12 protein-coding genes are annotated in these 23,832 nt (G+C 47.9%); 9 read left to right on the top strand and 3 right to left on the bottom strand.

The window, feature by feature from the left end:
- Positions 1-71: 71 nt before the first annotated feature.
- Positions 72-1,256, bottom strand: a complete 1,185-nt coding sequence (dapE, locus tag ACNKW2_RS04600) for a succinyl-diaminopimelate desuccinylase (RefSeq protein WP_419147482.1) — start codon at positions 1,254-1,256, stop codon at positions 72-74.
- A gap of 251 nt (positions 1,257-1,507) precedes the next feature.
- On the opposite strand from dapE, the gene ACNKW2_RS04595 reads away from it, so the two are divergent.
- A complete protein-coding gene (locus tag ACNKW2_RS04595; protein ID WP_336567095.1) occupies positions 1,508-2,158 on the top strand; it encodes an OmpW/AlkL family protein in 651 nt (216 codons plus the stop codon).
- 77 nt (positions 2,159-2,235) lie between these two features.
- On the opposite strand, the gene ACNKW2_RS04590 is transcribed toward ACNKW2_RS04595, so the two are convergent.
- Positions 2,236-2,778 (bottom strand): acyl-CoA thioesterase, encoded by a 543-nt coding sequence (locus ACNKW2_RS04590; RefSeq protein WP_419147481.1) that lies wholly within the window; start codon positions 2,776-2,778, stop codon positions 2,236-2,238.
- A gap of 168 nt (positions 2,779-2,946) precedes the next feature.
- Here ACNKW2_RS04590 and ACNKW2_RS04585 point away from each other — a divergent pair, with 168 nt between their 5' ends.
- A complete protein-coding gene (locus ACNKW2_RS04585; protein WP_419147480.1) occupies positions 2,947-3,438 on the top strand; it encodes a hypothetical protein in 492 nt (163 codons plus the stop codon).
- 46 nt (positions 3,439-3,484) lie between these two features.
- Here ACNKW2_RS04585 and tyrR read toward each other — a convergent pair whose 3' ends face one another.
- Complete coding sequence (gene tyrR / locus ACNKW2_RS04580) at positions 3,485-5,041, bottom strand: transcriptional regulator TyrR (RefSeq protein ID WP_336567100.1); 1,557 nt, start codon at positions 5,039-5,041, stop codon at positions 3,485-3,487.
- Between the two features lie 289 nt (positions 5,042-5,330).
- Between tyrR and ACNKW2_RS04575 the strand changes: the two genes are divergently transcribed.
- Genes ACNKW2_RS04575 through ACNKW2_RS04545 form a run of 7 tightly spaced genes read left to right on the top strand, consistent with a single transcriptional unit; the run spans position 5,331 to position 23,831 of the window.
- Positions 5,331-7,535, top strand: coding sequence for a CapA family protein (locus ACNKW2_RS04575; RefSeq protein ID WP_419147479.1), 2,205 nt, complete (start codon positions 5,331-5,333; stop codon positions 7,533-7,535).
- Between the two features lie 16 nt (positions 7,536-7,551).
- Positions 7,552-9,513 (top strand): hypothetical protein, encoded by a 1,962-nt coding sequence (locus tag ACNKW2_RS04570; protein ID WP_419147478.1) that lies wholly within the window; start codon positions 7,552-7,554, stop codon positions 9,511-9,513.
- The gene (locus ACNKW2_RS04565) at positions 9,514-12,621 is read left to right on the top strand and encodes a poly-gamma-glutamate biosynthesis protein PgsC/CapC (RefSeq protein ID WP_419147477.1); all 3,108 of its coding nucleotides are present in this window, start codon (positions 9,514-9,516) and stop codon (positions 12,619-12,621) included.
- The gene (locus ACNKW2_RS04560) at positions 12,608-14,848 is read left to right on the top strand and encodes a hypothetical protein (protein WP_419147476.1); all 2,241 of its coding nucleotides are present in this window, start codon (positions 12,608-12,610) and stop codon (positions 14,846-14,848) included. Before ACNKW2_RS04565 ends, ACNKW2_RS04560 begins: the two co-directional genes overlap by 14 nt.
- Complete coding sequence (locus ACNKW2_RS04555; protein ID WP_419147475.1) at positions 14,835-15,575, top strand: hypothetical protein; 741 nt, start codon at positions 14,835-14,837, stop codon at positions 15,573-15,575. Before ACNKW2_RS04560 ends, ACNKW2_RS04555 begins: the two co-directional genes overlap by 14 nt.
- Positions 15,557-19,774, top strand: a complete 4,218-nt coding sequence (locus tag ACNKW2_RS04550) for a hypothetical protein (RefSeq protein WP_419147474.1) — start codon at positions 15,557-15,559, stop codon at positions 19,772-19,774. The genes ACNKW2_RS04555 and ACNKW2_RS04550 overlap by 19 nt, the downstream gene beginning before the upstream one ends.
- Positions 19,764-23,831: a poly-gamma-glutamate synthase PgsB gene (locus ACNKW2_RS04545; RefSeq protein WP_419147473.1), complete on the top strand. Its 4,068-nt coding sequence runs from the start codon at positions 19,764-19,766 to the stop codon at positions 23,829-23,831. The genes ACNKW2_RS04550 and ACNKW2_RS04545 overlap by 11 nt, the downstream gene beginning before the upstream one ends.
- Position 23,832: the final 1 nt, after the last annotated feature.

Here is a 23,832-nt window from a genome sequence, read left to right as displayed (position 1 = left end):
AGTGGGCTAAAAGCAGTCAAGCTCACGGTATCGTTTATATATGCAAGATAGACTACGCAGTGATAGCCAAGTTACAACACCTTGTTTGATGGACTAAAAAAGCGCTGTAACAAGGTTGTATATATTGCTTCTATTGCTTCTAAGTCAGCGACAGAAACACGCTCATTCACTTGGTGGATGGTGTCGTTCTTAACCCCGCACTCAATCACTTGGGTTTTGTCTGAGGCAAAAAAGCGTCCGTCAGAGGTGCCACCTGCAGTGCTCAGTGCTGGGTATTGTCCTGTGCTTTGGTGCACGGCTTGCTCGACTAAAGCTAAGAAACATCCTTGCCCTTGATGGCCGGTGTAAAATGACTCACATGGTCGCTCCCAAGTGATCTCATGGGGGCCATTAAAACGTGCTAATGTTGCCTCTATATACTCTTTCACTTCGGCGCTTTTGTAAGCATGGCTATAACGAATATTAAAGGTGATCTCGCATTTAGCCGGCACTAAGTTATCAACAATATTGGGGACAGTAACCCCAGTTACTTGCAAGCTGGTTTGTGAGCCTGCTTCATCTTTCCACCATGGTAGCTCAGCAAGCTGGCTCACCATTTTGCCAGCCGTGTGAGCGGCGTTGCTGGTTTGTTCTGGATACGCCACATGCCCAGCTTTTCCTTGCACCGTCACTCTGCCCGAGATAGCCCCGCGACGACCGTTTTTAATGGTATCTCCCACCTGATGATGAGATGTGGGTTCGCCCACTAAACAAGCATCAAGTTCGACACCTCGTTTGGCCAAGCGCTCGGCAATGACTTTTGAACCAAACTCAGCCTCCCCTTCTTCATCTGAGGTGAGTAGCCAATAAAAGTCCCCTTGCAAAGACTGCTTTGTTTCTAGCAAAGCTTTGCTTGCTGACAGCATGGCAGCCACCGCCCCTTTCATATCGGCAGCTCCTCGGCCGTACACCACTCCATCAATCACTGTGGCACTAAAAGGCGGCACCAGCCAGCCTTCGTCGCTGGCGGGCACTACATCAACATGGCCGGAAAAGGCCAGAGCCGGCCCCTTGCCAAAATGATAGTGCGCAATCAAGTTTTTAACCCCTGATACCTCGAACTGTTCAACGGTAAAACCCAGCGCGGATAATTGCTGTGCCATAAAAGTGATGGTACCGGCATCACACGGAGTCACTGAGGGGGCTTGGATCAACCGAGTTAAGGTGTTTAGGGTATCAGAATGTTTTACCAGTTGGGGTTTACGTTGTGTGGCCATGTAAAAATCACGCTTGGGAAACTTTAATGCTATTAAAAAGCGCCACTTTGACCACAGCATTGCACTTTTAATGCAATTCCATGACAGCCAAAACTTAATCTAAATCAAGTTTTCAGAAATTTCTGAAACCTGGCAATTTAAAAATTGATCTAGGACAGTTTTTCACCCTGCCACTGCCCTTATGATGACCTCATTGAAAACGAATACTCACACATAAAGAGTTATACCTCGCATAGGTTCAGGAGAAGAAAATGAAAACTTTAAGCGCTGCACTTTTATCAACCCTACTGGTTGCTGCTCCCTTCGCTCAAGCAAAACTCAGCGTGAATGTTGGTGCTATCAATGTTAACCCTGACAACACAGCATCTGCTATCAATGAAAATAACGCCCTTGGCTTAGTTGCTGACTCAAATACTCAGCTAGGTATTACGTTTGACTACCAATATAGCGATAACGTGGTATTTGAATTAGTAGCGGCAACGCCGTTCTCACACACAGTTGAAGGCGCAGGCGGTTTGGCGGGTGCAGACATTGCCGATGTAAAACACCTACCACCAACGCTACTGGCACAATACCACTTCTTTGATGCCACGGCTAAGTTCCGCCCATTTGTTGGTGCCGGCCTTAACTACACAGTGTTCTTTGACGAAGAGCCAAGTGCAGCACTAAAAGCAACACTAGGTACTAATGACGTGGAGTTGGATTTAGACAGCTCATTTGGTATCGCATTACAGCTTGGCTTTAATTACGACTTAAATGAAAAATGGGGTCTGCATGGCATGATCTCAAAAATCGATATCAACACTGACGCAACCGTGTATGCAAATGGCGCTAAAGCTCTGACCTCAGACGTTGAGCTTGACCCAGTAGTTGCTATGTTCGGTGTTAAATACAAGTTCTAAGCAAATAATTTACTGTTACTTTCTCAATCCCCAAGGCCACAATGATGTGGCCTTTTTTATAGCCAAAACAATGCTATTTATTGATGGCGACCATTATTACTTTTTTTCGCCTCGAGCATGGCTTTCCAATGCATAATTTCTGCAGGCAAGATAGGCACCTCACCATCAAAGCCAGCCACCTCTAACATTTCTTCTACGCTCACCACGCCACCTTTGCGCTTAAACACACCGCGCACATAAGCAATAGCATGTAAGCCTCGAGAGGAATGAAACTTTTGTTCAATATAAAAGTATTTATGATCCCAGCCCACCAAACGCGTTGACACCGTAAACTTCTGCATTGGTTTAATATCACGTATGTAGGTGATAGCGGTGGCATTGACAATAGGAAACCAACGGCGCTTCATCACTGCAGCAAATAACCCAACGCGCTCGGTCATCCAAGTGCGCGCTAAATCCATAAACGCCAAGTAGCGGGAATTGGTGAGGTGCATGTTAATGTCACAGTCGCTCGGCAGCGCTCGATACTCAATATCAACAGACTCTAAAATGGAGTCAGTGACGGCGCGGTTTTTTCTTATTTTCCAAAATAATAGCAATAAGCGGAAATATAAATTCATAGTAATGGTCTTACCAGTCAATCGTGTTTCGATTCTAGCATAGCGAGCAGGTTTATCATCCCATTATTTATTACTGACGAAATGACGTATTTATCATCCCCCATGCACCTAGACACTTGCAGTAACTCTGCCGGTAATCTAAATTAAAGAAAAAACAGAAGTGAACCTATGAACAAATTAACCTCGCTTGTTGCCACCACGTTAGTGCTTTTTTCAAGTGCTTGCTTCGCCGATTTCGACTATCAGGGTAAAGGCACCCTGACCTACCCTACTGGAGTTGAAAAAGCCTTTGAGTTTGGCTTTGGCTGGCAAAAATCCGCTGAAAAGTTTCGTATCGGCAGTAATAACTACGATATGTCAGAACTGCCTGAATCCTACTCCGTGGCCATTACTCTCAGTAAAGATGATACTCGAGTCTGGGTGCAAGAGTTTAACCAAGGATTTATTTCCGGCTTTACTTGGCAGATTGCAGACCACACCATTTCACTGCAGAAAAAGCAATTTAAAGACGCCGTTAAAGGCAATTATGTGCTCAGTGTCAATGGCATTGATTACTTTTTTGCTCGCGATAATGTCAGTATCACTTTGTCATTCAAAGACGAAGGCATAGAAAACATTAAAGTGGATGGGGTAACTAAGGATATGGGCACAAAATCTTAATCTAGCCACCGAGCCATAGGTGGTGACTCGGGAGCTTTGATTGTCTCTACACTTTCACTGTTTTACGATTAATACCGTACTCGCGCAACTTATTGGCCACTGCAGTGTGGCTTAATCCTAGGCGTTTAGCTAACTGTCTTGAGCTTGGGTAAGCCGGATATAACTTTCTTAATAAGGTCGCCTCAAAACGTTTTACCGCTTGGTCTAACGTGCCTTCAAAATCCGATTCCAAATAGCCTAAATCATGAGTAAAGCTTGGCAAGTTAAGGTGCTCAGTACGTAACTCTTTATCATCCAGCAACGACACTGCACGATAAATCGCGTTTTCCAGCTGCCTAACATTGCCTGGCCAAGGATACTGCTCTAACAATTCAATGCACTCAGGGGCAATGGTGGGAGCCGCGTGGCCATTTTGCTGGGCATATTTTTGAATAAAGTGCTCAGCGAGTGGGCCAATGTCCGCCTTTCTGTCTCGTAAGGGCGCAATCTCTAGGGTCAAGACATTGATGCGATAATAAAGATCTTCTCTGAAGCCGCCTTCTTGCACCATGGCCGGTAAATCTTTTTGAGTCGCGGCAATGATCCGTACATTGACCTTAACCTCGTTCTCATCGCCTACTTTTCTAAACGTACCATCTTGTAAAAAGCGCAGTAGTTTGGTCTGGAGCTGCGTGGACATTTCACCCACTTCATCTAAAAACACCGTGCCACCATCCGCTTGCTCTAACACACCTCGCTTCGGCGCGGCATTTTCCTCGTACCCAGCATAACCAAACAGTTCAGATTCGGCAACGTCGTCGGGTAAAGACGCACAAGACAAAGCAATAAAAGGCTTTAAAGAACGATTCGAAGCATAGTGACAGGCCCGAGCTAACAGTTCTTTTCCGGTACCCGTTTCGCCAGTAATGAGTATTGGCGCCTCAAGCTGCGCCATCTTACGCGCCTCTCTGACCACTCTGCGCATGGCGGTGCTGTGATTATGAATGGTGGCAAAGCTTTCTTGACCATAACGACGAAAGGCGCTCACTTGCTGGCCTAGACGTGATTGTGACTTAATATTAATTACCGCGCCCGCCAACACGTCTCCTTCTCCCCCTTGGGGCACCGAGATCGGCAATATGTCGGCAATGTAATCTTCGCCGCCCACTTCGACTCGGGTCGTTTGGCCTAAGACTTCTTTGCCCTCTAACCAACGAGTAAAATTAAATCCCTTAAGCAAGTTATTAATGTTCGCGTCTATTACTTCTTGCTGCGGTAGGTTTAAATCACGACACGCCGCATCGTTACAATGGCGCACCCATCCTTTGGCATCAATTGAAATCACACCATCAGGCAAAGCACTTAACAACGTGTTGAGCTCGTTGTGCTCACGTTCAGAGGGTAAATAAGCAGTAGTACGCACATCTTCCACACCATCAATTAAGCGTATTTCTGGCATGATCTTTTGAAACTGCTCGAATTCAATGGGCGGAAAACTAACGTACATACGGCAGTTAACAGAGTCGACTTCAATGCCTTTTAAGTCAACTTGATAACTTACCAAAATATTTAGTATTTCTTGGGCAATACCAATACGGTCAGCACAATGTATCTCTAGACGCATCTATTCCTCGAAGCGGATTTCAACAAGTGACGGGATCATACTCTAAGAATAGCTGGCCGACTAGCAAAACGTAAACAATATTGAACAGCTTTTTGTGCAATCAAGTGCCTTTACGGTAAATCAAGGTGCTTGCTGCGAGTGCAACTGCCTCAGGTTTTGCTGTTAATGCTTGTTAAAAAGGAGTATTTATTGCCACCCACTTGCTTTTCGGATATAATAAAAAAGGACTAGAAACATTCACAGGGTGTATGATTACTTTATTCACTTCATATAGATAGGCAGTTTAGCAATGAAAAGAACTCTACCCGTATTAATGTTAATTTTGCTAAGTGCTTGCTCAGTTGAAGACCCAAACGATACCGGAACGTCGCAGCTAGACCAACAAGAAAAAGAACAACAAGACAAACAAGATAATACCGCCCTCAATGCTAGCGTAAAGCTGCTCAGCGATGCACAACTTCCCATCAGCAACGCAACCATACAAAGCGGCAACCTCGAGCTTACCTCAAATGCCAATGGTGAAGTGGACTTATCTCAGCTTAGCTTAGGTAATCATATTGTTGAGATTAGCCACCCAGATTATCTGCCCCTAGTCATGACGGTGTCTCTAAATGAAAAAGACACGCAAGAATTCGACGTAACATTAACCCCGCGCTCAAGCTCAGTTAAAACCTTGTTATTTGCTGGTGATACCATGTTCGGCAGACGCTATTTTAATCCTGAACTGATCACCATGGGCAATAGCCTACCCAGCTCGTCTGATGCTCTTATTCAACCGAGTACCGCCGCTCAGGATGCCAGAAACATTGTGCGCTTTATGCATCCTTTGTTTGACCATGTGGACTTTGCCTCGGTTAACCTCGAATCCCCCGTGCTGGAAAACCCAATCAGTGTCCATCCAACAAAAGAGTACGCATTCTTTAGTTTACCGGACTCACTTTCAGCCCTTAACGACCTCAATATTAACTACGTGGCACTTGGTAATAACCACGTTTACGATTACCTTGATGCAGGGCTTAATGACACACTTATGAACGTCGAACGCTTTGGCCTGCAGCACAGTGGTGCAGGAACCACAGCAACCGCTGCCTATGCCCCATTTACAATGGCGTTAGGTGAAGCCACGCTCAGTTTAATATCAGCAACGTCCATCACCGGTGAGAAACATGACATCAGCTACATTGCAACGGATAGCAAAGCCGGTGCGGCTGATTTAACCAATACCGAGGCATTGCGCAATACCATTGTGGCGGCGAAAAGTAATGACCAATTCGTTATTACCCAACTCCATGGCGGCGATGAATACTCCTATGCCCCAACGGCCTACATTGATAACCGCTTTAAAGCCGCGGCGCAAAGCGGTGCTGACTTAATGATTGCCCACCACCCTCATGTGGCGCAAGGGTTTGCTGTTTATGATGGCGTCCCGGCTATTTTAGGCTTAGGTAATTTTGTGTTTGAACAAGCGCGTCTAGAAACATTTTTAGGAGTGATCACCGTGGTGGAGCTAGACACCGCAGGTGAGCCAACAATCAATAGTTTAAAAGCTTACCCAGTGTATCTTGAAGATTATGTCCCGAAACTGGTGAGTGGTGATTTGAGTAATCTGTTATTGAAAAGAATTGCCGAGTTTTCTGCGCCTGAAGTCGGTATTTCACTTCACTCCGGCTACGCTGAGGTAACCTTTGATAAGCCGGTAGAGCCAAAAGCAAGCCACCAGAAAACGCTGGTTTTAGAGCCAGGTGAGCACATCATCGATTTAAGACAATACGCGCAAAGCCACCAATTTCTGAGTAAATTACAAAGTTCTAATGACGCGGTTGAGCTTACCCTCGGCCGTGACCTACTCTTTTTCGGTGATTTTGAAGATTGGGATACCGACGATGAAGTGGCTGAAGTGTCACGCTGGTTACATGAGGCCCAAGATATTAGCCCCTGTTTAACTGGCGCTTACCGTGGTAGTCAAGGCTTATGCCTGCAACGTACGCAATACAATGAAACGGCCACTCGCGTGCCGTTTAAACATACGGTTCGTACCATGCCAATCACCCCAGCGGCCAGCACGCAAGCGGCCTATCACGAACTTTCTTTAATTGGTTATGCCAAAGGCAGTAATGCCGGTGAGTTCAGTGCCGACATTCGCATACTAACGCCGGAAGACAGCTTAATTTTTTCCGAGACATTCCCGGTGCTAAAAGCTGCTGGCGATTACGACTGGCAGAGCTTTCGTCATGATATTACCCTACCAGACGACTCCGTCGTCCTAGGTGAAGAAGCAATGCCAGCGCGAGGCGTGCAATTCGGTCTTGCCATGCAACCGCCTGCCAGCGGTGAAGCAGCATTGCTACTGGATGATATGGCGATGATTTCATGGCAACGACCTTTGCAACTTGAAAGCCAACAATGGCAAACAAAACAAATACATGGCTTCGAATTTATTGCAGTAAAGAGTAGCGAGACCGTTGAATTGACCCTAAGCTTTAGTCAACAATAATAGAAATACAGCTTTTATGTCGATATTTTCTCAAAGTCAGTTTTTTAGACCGCAAAAACAGTGGTGGCTTTTTATTAGCCTCTACCTGCTACTGTCTTTACTGGCTCTGACCAATTTCTACAAACAAGTTAATTTTTATAGCTTACAGTGGTTCAACCAATTTAATCCCAGCACGCAATCTGAAGTGGCGTTAATTGAAGCGCAAAACTTGCCGCAGCAACATACCGCGCTGATGCAATCTCTTATAGCCTCCGAGCCTAAGGCCGTGGTGGTACTCTCAGACACACAATTGGAGCAACACCATAAGCCACTGAGCTACTACCCACTGCAAGACCCTGAGTATTGCTTAACTCGAAGTCAGCACTGGTTTGCCACCAGCATTCAACTGCAACGCCCAAATAGGCCTTGCACGGTGGTGTGGTCTCGCATTTTTGATAACAACGCCGAATACCATAATAAAATTGTCGACGCGCTGCTGCCTTTACACGCACTGCCGAAATACACCGCCGAGCGAGTCATATCAGGAGACGTCTTTGCCGCCCAATTGCAAAACAAAACTCTGTTAGTAGCTCAACGAAGCCAGCTGTATAACAACCTAGTGTCAACCAGTGGCAAAGACATCTGGCCACCACTTTATCTGCAAGCACTGATAGCCAATAGCTTTGCCAACGACCGTTTTGTGGCGCAATTATCTGACAGCATCACATTTCCTCTGGTTTTTTTACTGTCTATTGCCTTGTTAATTTGCTACCAGAAACTCACTACAAAACAAAACTTTACGCTGGCAGTTACCGCTAACCTATTGGTTATTCTTAGCAGCTATCTATGCTATCGCTTTTATGCCCTGTTGTTGCCGGTTGGCGAATTATCAACGGCTATTTGGTTAACGCTGTTGTGGACTTTTATGGTGCTGCGTTTTTCAGAAGAAGCCAAACTCAGCGCACTATTGCTAAGAGCCCAGCAGCGTATGACGGGGCGCTACCTTCCGCGCCAGTTTACTGAGCTTGAGGAGCCATGGGATGCCATTGTTCGCTTAGTAAACCAGCAGTTGAATCTCAATCAAAGTATTTTCTTAACGCGCTTGGAAGGTGACCATCGGGTATCAGAGATCAGAGCGGTCAACTGCCAACTGGATGATATTTTGGAGCAGCGCCGCGATTACCAAAGAGCTCCATATAGCGATGCCATTAAAGCCTCAGGTGTCGTTAGAGTAACGCGCCCTTTCTTTAAGCACCGGGCAGAGCAAGAGCAGCAATACATAGCACCGTTAATGTACGCTGGCGATATTCGTGGCTTTTGGGCGCTAACGGTATCGCCGCAGCCTGATTTCGATGAACAGGCGTTTTGTCACAATGTTAATGCCTTTGCGAAACAAGTGGGCGAGCTGTTATTCCACCATAAAATATACTCTGCGGAACAATCCAAACGCAATAGTCTGCTGGCGAAGGTCATGACCTTCTCGGTCAAGGCGTCAATCGCTTCACAGGTGAGAACCGCCGTTCTCAACATGGAGCAAAAACTGACGGCCATTGAGAGTGTCTTTAATCAGTTACACAGTGCCAGTGTGTTGTTTAACTTATTTGGCCAAATTGTTCAGGTTAATGAGTCTCTTGAGCAGTTCGCCAAACGCCATCAGATCACCATCTTTGATATGTCTGCGTTAGATTTGCTGTGCTTTTGCAGCGAATTAACTCTAGCGCAAGCACGCGGAAAATTGCGTTACCTGACACTCAAACAAGGTAAGGTCACTATACCGGTGTACCTCGATGAACACTTTTATTTATTGAGTATTCGCTCTTTAATAAAGCAACCGAACAACGCCGACACCACCTCGCCGTTCGAAAGCAGCGGTCTGTTGTTTGAATTTTTTGACTTAAGCGCGCAACTGCAGCATACCGATAACGCGACACAATTGCTGCAACGCTTGTCAGAGCAACTGCAAAATTCAACATCTAATGACGATGGAGTGAATCACTAAATGGAGTGGCTAATACCGCTATTTCCGGCGTCAGGAGGGCTGGGTCAGTCTGTTATTACTTGTGTTTGGATTGGTATTGCGGTGGTGGCTTTTTTCAACCTGCGTTTTGGCTTTCCGTTAACTGGACTGGTAGTGCCCGGTTACTTAGTACCCTTGTTTATCATCAGTCCGACCTCGGCGTGGGTCATCATTATTGAAGCCGTGATGGTATACGCACTGATGCGTTGGCTGGCGAAATCGCTGCTAGAGCGCCTGGGTTTTGCTGAAATGTTTGGTCGTGACCGCTTTTTTGCCATTGTGTTACTCAGTATTTTGGTGCGTGTGGTCATGGATGTGGTGGTATGGCCTTGGCTTGGAGGCTATCTAAGCCTTTGGGATATTACTTTTGATTATGCCAACCAGCTCTACAGTTTAGGGCTTATCATTATTGCCCTGACTGCCAATGTCATGTGGAACAGCGGCTTTTGGTATGGTGCCAAAGTCACCGCTATCCAGTTGCTAGTGACCTACCTTATCATTCGCTTTGGTCTGATTGCTTTCACTAACTTTAATATTGCCAACTTAGCAGTCATGTATGAAGCCGTGGCCGCTTCCATTATTGCCGCGCCAAAAGCTTACATTATTCTCATTATTACCGCTTTTATCGCTTCTCGAGCCAACCTTAAGTATGGCTGGGAGTTTAATGGCATCATGCTGCCGGCGTTATTGGCGCTGCAGTTAATGCAACCAACCAAACTGCTTACCTCTTTAATTGAAACCGCGATTATTCTTTGCTTTGGCTACCTGCTGCTGACGTTTACCCGGTTAAAGCACGCCCATATTGAAGGTGCGCGGCTGATTTTACTGTTTTTTAATATTGGTTTTGTCTACAAGCTACTACTGAACTATGCCGTCATTGCCTATTTCCCCAGCTTGAAAGTGACTGACACCTTCGCGTTTGGCTATATGCTATCGACCTTATTGGCGCTCAAAATCTATCAGAAAAACACCCTAGGGTTAGTGCTAAGAGCCACCTTCCAAACTTCCATTGTCGGTGGTTTTATTGCTATTTGTATTGGTTTTATCATCATGACCATCCCCACTTTGTTTACCACTAATCACGCACAACTAGTAACACCAAAGGGGCAACAAACCTCACTCAGCCAAACCATTAACGACTATCAAAGCCGGCTTTACACCCAAAGCCAAGTTGTGACACAGGCCAGCCAACATGTTTATCAACAGCAGCGCCATTATTTTCGCCAGGCCATTATGATGCTTAACGAATCGGGTATAGAGCGCTATGTCGAAGCCGCTGACTTACTGGCTCGAGCCAATTTTAGCGTCCGTCGACAAGGCGCGTTTATTGTTATTGAAGACAATCAACAGCAGCTCAGTCGTGGTTTGTTTGTTATTAACCTATCGCCACAACGGCAACACAGCATCAGTGTGCCTTTCCCAACGTCAGAGCGCACGGCGGCGGAGGCCAGCGAAATCTTACTGCAAGCTTGGCAAAGTAAAGCGTTAGCCCTAGGCAGCGCTAAACTGATGCCGGATGGCCAAAGTAACACCAAGCAGAGTGCTTTTTATCAAGACTTTTTCGCGGCCATGGCAAACACCGATGTGGTGCAGTTACGCGAGCTAACCCGCCATGTCCGAGAGACAATGCAACAACAGGGGCACAGTAGCGAGGCACAAATGTGGATTTACAACCGCATTCCTGAGTCGGTGCAACAAACCCAAATCAGGCAGCTATTTACTATCAATACCGCCCAGTTTGGCATTGCTGGCCGTGAAAGTTTGCCCTTCAGCGGCTACCCCGGCAATCTGGTTGAGGTATACCTCGACTCCAATAGCTACTCGAGCTTGCTGGCCGCTGTGGAAAAACAATCCCAAACCCATGCAAAGCGACCATTAAACACCATAAACATGGAATTGACTGAACGCGTTGCAGCATTTAGTGAACACATTAGCGCTAAAGGCAGCGGTCAGTTTCAACTGCTAAGTCAGCAACAGGCGGCGCTGTGGGAGTTTGAAGTGATAAAACCACTGCTATCGCTATCTCAGGACCCTGCCATTTATACCTCGCCAAAAGTACTCAAAAACCGACTGCAGCAAATTAATGAAACGGCAGGACAACTGGCTTATCAAGTGGAGTTACTGAGCAGCAACAGCGGCCAGTATGTGGTGTTGGCGCCGCAACCAATGCCTACAGCATATGCCCTTGGTCAAGGCATGTATGTCATCGCTTTAGGCGCAAAAGACGACTTAACCATCGCTGTACCGCGGCCTTTATTTGAAAGCAATACCTTACAGTTTGCCAGCCAGCTGATGTTCACAACCCAAGCTAAGCTATTACTGATAGCGGGTGCTCACCCTGAGGCAAACGCCCATGCCAATGTGTTGTCGGCCAGTAATATCACCACCTTGTTTAATGTGGTACACCAAAGCACACAACGGTTTTACCAACACTCTGCGCTGTTGAACTTGCAGATCCGCAGCCACAGTGCCCCCTCTGCAGTGCGGCCATCGGCACTGGCGTTGCAAAACACCTTTATCGATGAACGGTATCAATCGACGGTTCGCCGTTTACAAGATGCGCTATCGAGCTTAGGTGTCACCACCCAACTCGTGCAAGGTCAACAGGCAACCCGCGGACTGGAGCTGGGTACCACGCCACAATCAGGTTATCAGCTCTTTACCACTCACAGTGAACAGGCTGCACTGTGGTTAGCCGCAGACTATAAGTCGCACTTTGCGCAGTCACAAGAAGTATTAAAGGAGCGCTTGTTAGCGATTTCTGAGACCTTGCAGCTTGCCTCGCTCAACCTTGCAGCACTGGCACCGAGCGACTGGGCACCGGCTCCAACGGCGCTGCTATCTACCTTACAAAGCGCAACGGCAAAATACGCTCAAGAGCATAACCTGCCTGCACTTTATAACGTTTGTGTGAAGGCAGCACCAGACTGTCGTATTCAAGCATTCGAAACCATGCAATTTGCTGAGCTGGGGCTGGCTTTTTATATTTCTGATAAGCTCGCTGCGCTCTATTTCCCCAAGCGAGATCGGGTGATCGATTTCCAATATTATCAACATGCTGTGTCGCAGGGTCGCTATGTATTGGATTAAAAAGAGCATTATCATTCTCGCTTATTTGCTGTTGGCGGCAACGGCTGTGATGCTTGGCAATACCTTGCTCACTTGGCTCAGCTCTGCCGAGCCCACCATCAACAGCACTGAGTTCAATACCCGCTCACAAGTACATTGGCTAAGTGACAGCAAAGCATTGCACTACTTTTATCCAGCTAAACGCGCCGTGTCATTGCGGGTGTTATCTAATGGTATTTTTGCCAGCCAACCGCTAGACAGCGAGCCTGTCCACTATGCCATTGAATACAAACTGCTTGATGCCAGTGAGCAGGTTGTTTATCAGGGCGTCTATCATCACGCTGCCAAAGCCGTATCAATCGGACAACAACAGCAAGTAAAACAAATCATTGAAGACCGCGAAGTGTTGCATGTCGCTTCCGGGCAATCGTTTTATCTACCCAGAGAGCACGTTGCCAATGCCACGGTCTTAAGCCTTAGACTGATCCCTGAAAGCGCTCAATTACAAGGGGTGGTTGTGCGAGTCCATGCAAAAACCAGCAACAGCAATACCAACCCGACTAAGGCCTGGTTGCAACGTCCAACCGAATGGCGTCAACGGGTAATGAATTACCATAGCATTGGCGCCACTGCCCTCACTGATGAAGAAAAGTTCAACGCGGTGCGCTATGACTGGCAAAAATTAGCCCCTCAAGGACTGCCCAATGTGGGTTTTAAAGCCGACCGTCTGTACGAATCGCTGCCGTTTAATGTCGCCAACCCCGAGTTTATGTCGCAGGTCAACCTAGATAAGCTGGTAGTGGATGGTCACCGCCAAGTAAGCTTCCGGGCAATGCCTGGCTCGTATTCAGTGGTCGCCAACGACCCCTCTGCCTTACAGTTTATGTGGCATGATTTAACTCAGCAGCAAGCACCGCGGGTGTTAACCAGCGCGCCAGTAACCCCAGAAACCGCCAAAGTATCTATTACTGAGCCCGGCCTTATCACAATCGCTGCTACAGCCCCCCAGGCAATCGAGATTATTAGCGCCGATGAGCAAAAAATAAGGCCACTGCACAGTTATTATTACGCCATATCACAACAGCAAAGTGTCAGCTTTAACGTTGAACCAGATAGCAACTTGGCACTTGAGTGGCGAGCTCCTATAGGCACTGAATTGACCATCAAGTTATTTGCTAATGGACAGTTACAGGAGCAGTACCAGGTTAACGCCACCGCTGAATTATCCCCCTTTGATCGCTTAATTAGTGAGGACACCCAGCGCCTGGATATTAATGAACCAGAGCGGCGCTATCTCGCGCCTGCGAGCAGCATTGATAGAATCGAGATCCACAGTGAGCAAGCGCTGGTTCGCTTGCAATCACGTAATGACAACTTTCATTATCGTCGTATCCGCTGTCTCGAGTTTTGCCAACCGCCGCAAGCCAATCAAGGTGATGTCAATGCTTGGTTTAATCAAGACGCCATTGATCATCACCTGTTTGTGCAACAACAGCGCTTAGCTAGGGTGCGGCTGTTTGAGTCGCCACCTGAAATACCAGAGCCACTTCCCCATTATGCCAGTCGGGATTTAAGTGCGGATTTGACCACATCGGCGGTGGCTTTGCTGCCCATTAGCAACAATTATTATCAACCCAAAACACAACTTCAAGAGTATGAGTATCAACAAGTGAACCCTGCTGAGATAACGCAGCTGCCAACAGCACCGCGCTACCCCATTGATGTCATCGTGCAGCAAACAGCGCCGCCCTTTTTGTATGAAACTGAGCTATCTCGCCTTGAACCTGACACCACCATGCGCCGTGCTTTTATCAACTATGGCGAGGCTCGCAGTCATCGTAAAGTGAGGTTGTATAAGCTTGACCAGCAGCAACCCCTGACCCTTAATTTGAATAACACTCCACAGCCTACGGCTTTGATTATCAAAGTGTTTAACAGTAAACCTATGGCTGAAATACGGGCGGATGTTAGTCTTAGTGGTGGGCCACGGGCACACTTTAGTGACCACTACACCATTAGCAAAAGAACGGAAGTATTAACGGCTCAGCAGCCAAAAGAGCAGTTATTCTTGCACCCTAACATCACTAAATTATATGAATATCCTGCTATTAGCGTTATCTTAAATGAAGATTTAAAACACATGAATAACATCAGCGTGCGGTTTTCGACTCCTGTTTGGCTCAGTATCATGGCACAACACACTCAACCAACTCCAACAATGAATTGGTGGCGCAATGAACATCCGTAGTCTTATGTTTCTGGCATTAATGCTCAGCCATGGCGCCATTGCGGTGCCAACACCAGCGACCATGAGCGAATGGTTTACCCAGCCAAAGTCACTGCCTGGCTGGGGGCTTGAAACCCGCGACAGCAGCTTTGTTTTACAGCCCCATAAACAAGGCAACCAACACGGTGAGGTGCACTTCAACCAAGAGCGTCAACATTGCATTATTTCAGTGCCACATCGTTTTTATGATAAGCACACCTTAACCATTGGCACAGCGCTGTTCCAACAAGCCTGCCAGCTACTGGTTACGAACACGCAACACCGTCACAGTGCTGAGCCAGGCGCTGCAAGCATGGATTACTCAAAACAATTAGTGAACATTCATAATGCCGCAATACAGGGTTATATATCGCTTTACCCTAATACCAAGGTGTTTCAAATTCATGGCTTTAGTCGCAACAAAAGGAGCACTACGGCGGGCAAAAACAGCGACATCATTTTGAGTCAAGGCCACAGCAACGACGTTAAACTTTGGCAAATGCAAGCCTGTTTTGCTGCCATTGGCTATCGAACAAAGGTTTACCCGCAACAAGTCACCGAGTTAGGTGGTACGCGCAATGTCTTACATGGACTGGGTATAAGACCTCACCATTTCATCCACATTGAGCTGAGTTACCAAGTAAGAAAACAACTTGTCTCTAATCAACAACAATTACAGCAGTTTAGCGAATGCGTGCAGTTATACTAACCTTATTGTTATTATTTAGCCCTCTGGCCCTAACTCAGTCTGCAGTGCTGGAAGATGCGGTGCAGTGGCTAGACATGAGCACCCAAGAGGTTGAGCAGAGGCGTGCCCAGCAGCCGTTCGCTAAAGGGCAAACTCGTTGGTTATTCCTGCCCCAATCGCACTGGCTCACCACCACCCCAGAAGCACTGCAGCACTTTCGCTTTAGCAGCGGAGAAACTCACGCACTGCAGCGTCAACTTGCGCCATCCGACTGGGTTTGTCGCGAGCAGCGTTGTCAACTTGCAGCAACAGCACACCACCGTGTGATCCAGGTTTCATTACCTGACACGCAGCCACCTCGCAGTCTGTCTATACGGCAAGGTGCCCTACAACAATACCGCTCAGCTTATCGCCGCGCCCTAACCTTACCTGGCCTAGAGGCAGTAACCTTACGTAGCCAGCAGCAGCGGGAGCGGTGGTTTTATTTAGAGCAGTCTCAGACCACTAAGATATACTTTCCAGCGGCAAAAAAATTGCGCCTCAGCGTCCGTAAAGATCTCCGCCACCAAACACGCAACGGCGAGGTGGTAATAAAAATTAATGAAGAGGTCGCGAGTATTATACCAGCGTCTGATATCCGTGCCGCGGAGTTCAAGGAGCGCGCCGTCAGTGTGCTAGCGGATGACTATATTGCGGTTCCCCAAGGGGCTTACCTCAGTATCACCAGTTCAGTGCCGGTGTATGTTGAACTGCGCCAAGCGCACCGCGGCATTTTTGATGATACCGTTGCCGCAAAAGAGCAAGAGCAGCTACTCAACCCTTATTGGTCAAAAGCTTTAGCCAAGACGCTAGAAGACATCTATTTGCAAGGTGATTTTAGCGCCTTGCAACAACGCTCCAGCGCTCCCTTGCTGGTGCAGAAGCGCCGTGAGTCGCTATTGCAGTTGGTCTCCAATGCGCAATTTATCACGCCAACGCTTAGCGATAGCGCCCAGCAACATAACTTAGTGGCATCGGTGTCATTGGGCGTGCGACTGGCTCGCAGCAACCTATATACTAATCAGCAGCCACAGCAACTTAGCTATTATCCGTTGCCACAGAAGCTCAACTACTCGATGGCCCATTTGCCTCGTGTTGACCAGCAAGTCACCCTGTATATCAGGGCTTTCGCCAACACCCAGTTATTACTGCAAAGTGATGATAAAGACCACAAGCTGACGTTAACTGCCAGTCCGCACTTTCAACGTATAACCGTGCCGCTCAGCCATACCGCAACCAAGCTCAGCATTCAAAAGCTAAACTCTCATTCCGTCGACATTGCCGTGCGGGTTAACACCCTTGCAGCACTGCCAAAACACACCCTTTTAACTCAACATACGCTGGCTCAAAGCTCACTTATTGACACGCTAATTGCCAAGCAACAACAACATAGAGCCGCCTCATACCAGCTGGGGTTGAGTAACTTAATACCGCCTACGGTTAAGCCGTATGGTTCTGAGCAACGCTTCGATGCCATGCGCCATCTGGCTGAGTTACAGTTGAATATGGCTTCAGAGCCCCTTGCAACATTAAAGGGGCTCGAGCCATATCTTGATCAGCATAGTCCGGAAGTACTGCAAGTGGCTTGGCAGCTTCGGCACAAACTGTTAAAACAGCTAAATAACCATGGCAGCGCAGAGTTACTGTTAAAGTCTCTGCTGGTTACAGACTCGCCGGAACTGCAGAACTTTGCTGCGCGCACGTTGCTGGCCGCCTATCAAGAAGCTGGAGACAATATTCAGGCAGTGGGCTTATGCGCCGCGTATTTATCGGCTGAGCCGGCCTGTCAGCGTTTTACCCTGAGCTACTTGCTCGATGCACATTATAATAACGAAGCAGCTTGGTATAGTGAGTCGTTCCCTGCTACGGCAAAACAAACCAGCGCTTTACTTTCGCGCAGCAACAGCACCAAACCAGCGCCTCAATACCACATTAGACACAGTGGCAAAACCGTTATTTCAGGTCTAAGTGGCGCCTCTGAGCGCCACCGCTTAGATGACTCCGCGGCCATTCGAGTCACAGCGCAAGCCCCCTTAACGGTCAATATTAGCGCTCGAGGTAAATTCACAGGCGCTGACAGCAACACCGTTCAGTGGTTGTTTTACCAGCTGCAAGAAGCCACGCACATTGTGCCTATTTTTGCAGATGTTGCCAGCAACTACCAAGAGCAGGCCTCTAAGCAGCGGCTCTCCATCGCCTCATCAGCAAGGGTTGAGCTGCAGCCTGGTGAGACACTCACTTTATTTTCCTCTTATGACCTGCTGCTTGATATCGCTGCGCAGCCGTTAGCTGCGCCATTGCTAACCAGCCACAGCTTAGCGGCACCTCTGTTGCCAGATCTTACTCGGGATCACCCAACAAGACTCGATGTGTCGCATTGGCGCCTCGCCATCAACGCACTGTACCACCTCAGTCAACAGACTTTAAGCAACCACCAGTACAACAATATATTGCATCGCTTACAGCCGTATAGGGCTGATTCACCAAGCTTTAATGCACTCTACTCTCGGCTTCTGGGGTTTGGTCGCTGGCAACAACTCGAGCAATATATCAGCTATGCTGGCACGCAGAAGGTCAACACTGAGGGTAACGCGAGCCAAAGTTATGCCCAACAACTGAGTAATCATTTAACTGGGACCATGGTATCGGCCTTACAGCTTAGACCTCATGAAACGCTTGCCATGGATTTGTCTCAGTTTGCACCGCAGCGGCTCAGAATACGGCTGCAGTTTTATGGCAATCGTTATATCAAAACCGCCGCAGCCCAGGTGAGCATCAATACCGCCAACACAACCGAGGTGGTGACACTTAAGCCCGGGGATACCGGCTACTTTGGCATTAAGCCACACGAGCTCGGCGCTATTGAGTTTACTTGGCGCAATGGCGCTTGGGGTCAGAGTGTCAACATACAGCCGCAATACTTTGATGGTCAGTCGTGGCAAAACATCACCGTGGACAAGCGGCCAATTTTCTACCGCGCCACAGAGCAGCAGCCTGCGGTGGCATTACTTAAGCAAGACAGCCGCATCAAACTAGAGCGTATCCAAAACGGCATTCGCCAAGAGTCAGTCTACTTTCACCCTGCCGGTAAAGTGGCTCTTTCAGGTGGTTCAGAGCAAACCTTAGTGCGCCTTTCTCGCTGGCAGCTGCGCCCTACTCTTAGCCAAATAGCACTACAACCGTTGCGGCCATTGGTGGTTAAGCCCGAGCCCTCACCGGCTCTTGGCAAACGGCCACAAGACTTCCATCACTCCAGCATAATTGCAGATCAAAGCAAGCTTGGAGTAAGCGCCTTTGCCTCGTTCGATTATGACGACATTACCTTAACCACCGCACCAACGTCTGCTCGCGTAAGCCAAGACTTCGGCGTGGCTCTTCGCTGGCAGCGCAACAATCACTGGTACCATGTTGAAGGGGTATACAGCAAAAAAGCCGATTACTACGATAGCTACGCTTTAAACGGCACTTACCACTGGCTCGCTGATGATCATAATTGGTTTGGCGAGCTCAATATCCGTAACCGTTGGCAAAACACAGCAACCGTCGGTGACTTAGCGAGAACCTCACAGCTGGCCGTTAAACTGGGTCAAATCACGCGCTATAACTCAGGCTGGCGTCAAACTTGGTGGTGGCAACCTTATTACTATGATACCAGTATTGGCAAAGACGAATTTATAGCTGATGACCAAATATCGCCTGATATGTATTCCTTTTTCCGTCAAAACCACCACAGTGGCTGGCGTGCGCGTTATGGTTGGCGTTACCAGCCGTGGCTAGACAGTTACTTTGATGCTAACGCCACCTTAGTGTCTAACTCCGATTGGCACAGCCTCGACAGTGCGACTTTCACACTTGATTGGCAACAGTTTTATCAAGGCCATATGATTAACGTTGGGCTCAGCTCCAGTTACGTGTTTGCCGACGCCAATCGGCCTAATGCCACTTGGCAGTACCTCAGTCACTTGGGTTGGCAAACCGATATCCAGTTTTCAGACACCTTATCGGGGTGGATAGGCATTAATTGGACTCAAGACTGGTTCTACAATCACCATCAGCTGGGGTTGCAGCTTCACTTTGGCAATATGCCACAAACCCTGTATGCCCCTTTTGCCCCCGATGAGCTGTTATTTCGCTCCTTGCGAGTCCAGCACCTAATAGAGCAAAGTTCGTATGATTTCTGACTCTCTGAAAGCGCGCCTAGAAGCATTCTTTTTTGCCGATACCGAGAAGTTTTGGTTTCGGCTGCAACGTCATCAATTCCATCGCTTGCTTGATGAGCTCGGTGACTGGGAGTTATTGCAAAACCGGCCCGAAACCGAGTCCGAAGATGACTGGCTGCTACTGCAAAGCATTGCCTTTTTGCGCCATAAAATAACCACGATTAACGACCAACTGGCACGGCTTGAGGTCAATCACAACCACTTTTTACAACGTGTGCAAAGCACCGAGTTTAGCAAAGAAAAGCAACTGCATATTCTCGATTACGCCAAACAATTGGGTGCTTCGAGCCGTGAGTTAGAACAAGACAGTAAAGCCTTCGCGCGCTGGTTCGATGAAGCCGCCATGAGCGCACGTTATCAAGATAAAGTGTCGCGGCAAATGCAATTGCTTAAATTTTTAATGACTAAACTGGGAACCCTTAGCAATCGCTACCTAAAAAGCAATCAACACAGCCTGGCAGCGGCCTTTACGCGCTTAGATATCGAACCCTTTTTTGTCACTTTACTGGGCCAAAGTCAAAACCAATTTATTCAACACAGCCTGGTTCGAGCATTGGTCAACATGATAGCAACCGTGCACGACCTCGGTGCTGAGCATGAACTCAGTGCCGACCTCATTGCCCAGTTAATTGAGCTGCTGGAGTCAGAGCAACTGCATTATTTGGCCATTGCCGATGTCCTTGAAATCCTTATCCATCAGCGGCCAACGTATATTCGTGCCCACATGTGGGCTATGGCACAGAGCGATGATGCCACCGCGGACTATCAAGCCGTTAATGCCGATGCACTGTACCTTTTGAGTGTTATGCCGAAAATTTTGGTGGATCAAGTCAAGCTCAATGACAAAGACTTTTCGTTGTTACAGGTACTTGCGGAGCATAATTTGCCCCGGGTAAGACAAGCCACCTTAGAGTATATGGCTTTTTATCCCACGGACTTTGCCACTAAGCTTTTACAGCAGCGCTTTGCAGCGGAACTCGACAACGCAGTGCGCTTTACCTTATTAAAGCAAATCACCGCACCTAGGTTTGTCCAACATGATGTGGCTTTTACTCTGTGGAGTAACACCCTACAAGGCAACTACCACCCCCAAATTAAACGTTTAGCATTAGAGCTCAGTGCCAAAGTCATGCTGAATATGCAAACAGATTCGTGCGCGCCAGAGGAGTGCTTCCAGCGCTTTATTGCGCTACTGAATGCTTGCCTAGAAACAGAGCAAGTAACCAGTGTTTGTCGTCATATCACTCGGGCGCGAGAGCAGTTAGCGAGCTTCTATCAGCAACACATTGTTTCTGAGCTTTATGCCGGACTTGAAAGCCGCAGTGAATTTACTCTCAGCTCTGACGTTAGTCGCGACAACCTTGGCCGCGCCTTATCTTATTTAGCCCAGCACAATCAAAGCATGAACGCGGAACGTCACCGCGGCGGCTGGCGGGTGATACAACACTACAAGCTGGCGCGGCGTTTTTGGCGACTTTGCCATGAGTTAAGAACTCCGGCTACCGATAAACGCCAAGGCTTCTCCCACTCAAAAGCCAAAAAACCCAGCCTTGACGTTCATGTACCCAGTTGCACCACCGCGGAGATCAGCGCCACTCGATTACCTGGCGAGTTACAATACCTGCAAAGCGAACAAAGCAGTCGCGGTCATTTACCCTTACTGGACTTTTTGCTCAGCGTACTGACCCACGACCACCGCACAGAAGTGGCGAAAACCTACACTCCAGATGGCATCTTAGCGGTGGCACCACCGCCCTCTTTACTGCGACGACTGAAAGCATACTGGTTAATTTCGTGGCAATACGCCGAGCTGGATGAGTTGCGCAAAGGCAATCAAACCGAACAACAAAAATACCTGCACACCCTAAGAGACATGGGCTTCGACATTCAACTGCTCCCTTATGGCAATATTGGCAAGGCGCAGTTTCCACTCACACCTGATCTTAAGACGCTGTTCAACGGCGCTGCGATTATGCCTTTTTTATCCACGCTTTGGGGCAACTTTAAAGAGTACTTCAGCGCGGTATACCAAAACACGCTTTCTCAGCTGGTGTTTTTTGTGGTGACCTTTATTAGCTATTTTTGGGCTCGGCATGCCTATGTTAGCCGTAAAATAAGGCGTGATCGCGAGCACATTCCGGTCTCTATTGGCGGCTGGGGCACGCGCGGAAAGTCCGGCACAGAGCGACTAAAATCGGCGTTATTTAGTAGCTTAGCGCTGCGTGTTATTAGTAAAACAACCGGCTGCGAGGCGATGCTCATTTACTCTAAAGTATCCGGTGAACAATATGAGGTTCCCCTTTTTCGTCCCTTCGACAAAGCCAGTATTTGGGAGCAAGCCGACGTGTTAGCCTTTGCAAAGTCAGTAAAGGCCGATGTGTTTTTGTGGGAGTGCATGGGGTTGACCCCGCGCTACGTAAAAATTTTGGTTCGCTGGATGAAAGACAATTTTGCAACCATTACCAATGCTTACCCAGATCATGAAGACATTCTTGGCCCTTCCGGATATGACGTGGCCCAGGAAATGACCGCATTTATTGGCCAAAACACCCAGGTATTCACGGCCGAACAAAATATGGCACCGGTGCTCAACCTCGCGGCGAGACAAAAAAACACCTCCTTAATCCAAACTCACTGGGGGGAAGGATTTCAAATCACGCCCGACGTTCTCGCCAAATACAGCTACTTTGAGCACCCCGATAACATTGCCTTGGTGGCAAAAATGGCGCAATACATTGGCATCAGTAAAGATTATGTTTATAAGGAAACGGCAGCCAGAGTGCTTCCGGATGTTGGCGTACTGCAACAGTTTCCCACGGCCCAGGTGGCGGGAGTACAACAAACCTTTATCAACAGTATGTCTGCCAACGAGCGCTTAGCAACACTGGAAAACTGGCGCCGCCTTAACATCGTTGAGCAAGGCCAAGATGGCCGCATTATCGCGTTAATAAACAATCGCAATGACCGCATCGCCCGTTCACAAGTGTTTGCCAATATTTTGGTGCATGATCTGAGTTTTGATGACATTGTGGTGATTGGCAGTAATGTTGATGGCTTTGAGCAATATTTCCAGTCTGCGTTACAACAGCAATTACACCGGATCATGCAAAATAGCGACAAACAGACCCTAACCTCACTATTGCAACGCTTTCGTATGGACAGCAGTGCCACAACCATGGCAGCTCTGGTTACTAATACCTTGCCAGATATCCCTGCAGACTGTCACCTCGATGCCGTGAAATTAGAGCAACACCTCGACTTGAGCCATGCCACTCATCGCTCCCTGTTGCAGCGCGTTAAACTGTGGCAGTTAGGGCAAACACTGGCACAACTAGCACCGGCACCTCAACATAGCGACCAAGTGGAAACCTTTGCCAGTGCCATCACAAAACTAAAATGCCATGTCATTCATCATTTTGATATCTCACCTGACGAGCTTACCAACGACATTGCCAACTTAGCCCTCCAGCAAGAGCGGCAAATTATTGTGGGGATGCAAAATATTAAGGGCCCGGGCTTAGGTTACGTCTATATGTGGCAAAAATGGCACCTGCTAAACAAGCATTGTGAGCGCTTGTTTAGTCGCGCCATTAGTCAAACTGAATTTCGCGCTAGCATCCACTTTATTTTACAACAGCCCCACCTGAGCTTATTGGAGTGCCAGTTTTTACAGGAGCAAATCGCCGCGTTAAAAGCACTGCCTATCGCGCAAAATGAGTTTTGCCAAGCAGAACTTGAGCAAATTCAACAACGGGTAGAACAAGGACTGGTAGCGGTAGAGCGCCATGAGCAGACCACCACAGCAAGACCGCTGATGACGTTTTTACTAAAAGTTGCCGAATCCTTTTTAGAGGCGGGTGAAGCGGTTAAAAGGAAAAAGCTGGCGACGCAAATTTACCAAGACATTGCCAGCTTTCGTATTTCCATTGAGCGGGCCACCACCTTGCTACATGCACTGAATAAATCGCAAAAAGCCGGTTGGCTAAGCACCAAAGAGAAACCTGGTAAGTCTAACTAAT

The sequence above is a fragment of the Pseudoalteromonas 'SMAR' genome (genome assembly GCF_048515945.1).
Classification (GTDB): domain Bacteria; phylum Pseudomonadota; class Gammaproteobacteria; order Enterobacterales; family Alteromonadaceae; genus Pseudoalteromonas.
The sequence above is the reverse complement of the archived record's forward strand: the minus strand, read 5'-3'. Positions and strand labels throughout refer to the sequence as shown.

Excerpts from the sequence above, each read along its gene's own strand:
- ACNKW2_RS04575 (WP_419147479.1), top strand. The coding sequence starts at position 5,331 with ATGAAAAGAACTCTACCCGTATTAATGTTAATTTTGCTAAGTGCTTGC.
- ACNKW2_RS04555 (WP_419147475.1), top strand. The coding sequence starts at position 14,835 with ATGAACATCCGTAGTCTTATGTTTCTGGCATTAATGCTCAGCCATGGC.
- tyrR (WP_336567100.1), bottom strand. The coding sequence starts at position 5,041 with ATGCGTCTAGAGATACATTGTGCTGACCGTATTGGTATTGCCCAAGAA.
- ACNKW2_RS04565 (WP_419147477.1), top strand. The coding sequence starts at position 9,514 with ATGGAGTGGCTAATACCGCTATTTCCGGCGTCAGGAGGGCTGGGTCAG.
- ACNKW2_RS04560 (WP_419147476.1), top strand. The coding sequence starts at position 12,608 with ATGTATTGGATTAAAAAGAGCATTATCATTCTCGCTTATTTGCTGTTG.
- dapE (WP_419147482.1), bottom strand. The coding sequence starts at position 1,256 with ATGGCCACACAACGTAAACCCCAACTGGTAAAACATTCTGATACCCTA.
- ACNKW2_RS04545 (WP_419147473.1), top strand. The coding sequence starts at position 19,764 with ATGATTTCTGACTCTCTGAAAGCGCGCCTAGAAGCATTCTTTTTTGCC.
- ACNKW2_RS04550 (WP_419147474.1), top strand. The coding sequence starts at position 15,557 with ATGCGTGCAGTTATACTAACCTTATTGTTATTATTTAGCCCTCTGGCC.
- ACNKW2_RS04570 (WP_419147478.1), top strand. The coding sequence starts at position 7,552 with ATGTCGATATTTTCTCAAAGTCAGTTTTTTAGACCGCAAAAACAGTGG.
- ACNKW2_RS04585 (WP_419147480.1), top strand. The coding sequence starts at position 2,947 with ATGAACAAATTAACCTCGCTTGTTGCCACCACGTTAGTGCTTTTTTCA.
- ACNKW2_RS04595 (WP_336567095.1), top strand. The coding sequence starts at position 1,508 with ATGAAAACTTTAAGCGCTGCACTTTTATCAACCCTACTGGTTGCTGCT.
- ACNKW2_RS04590 (WP_419147481.1), bottom strand. The coding sequence starts at position 2,778 with ATGAATTTATATTTCCGCTTATTGCTATTATTTTGGAAAATAAGAAAA.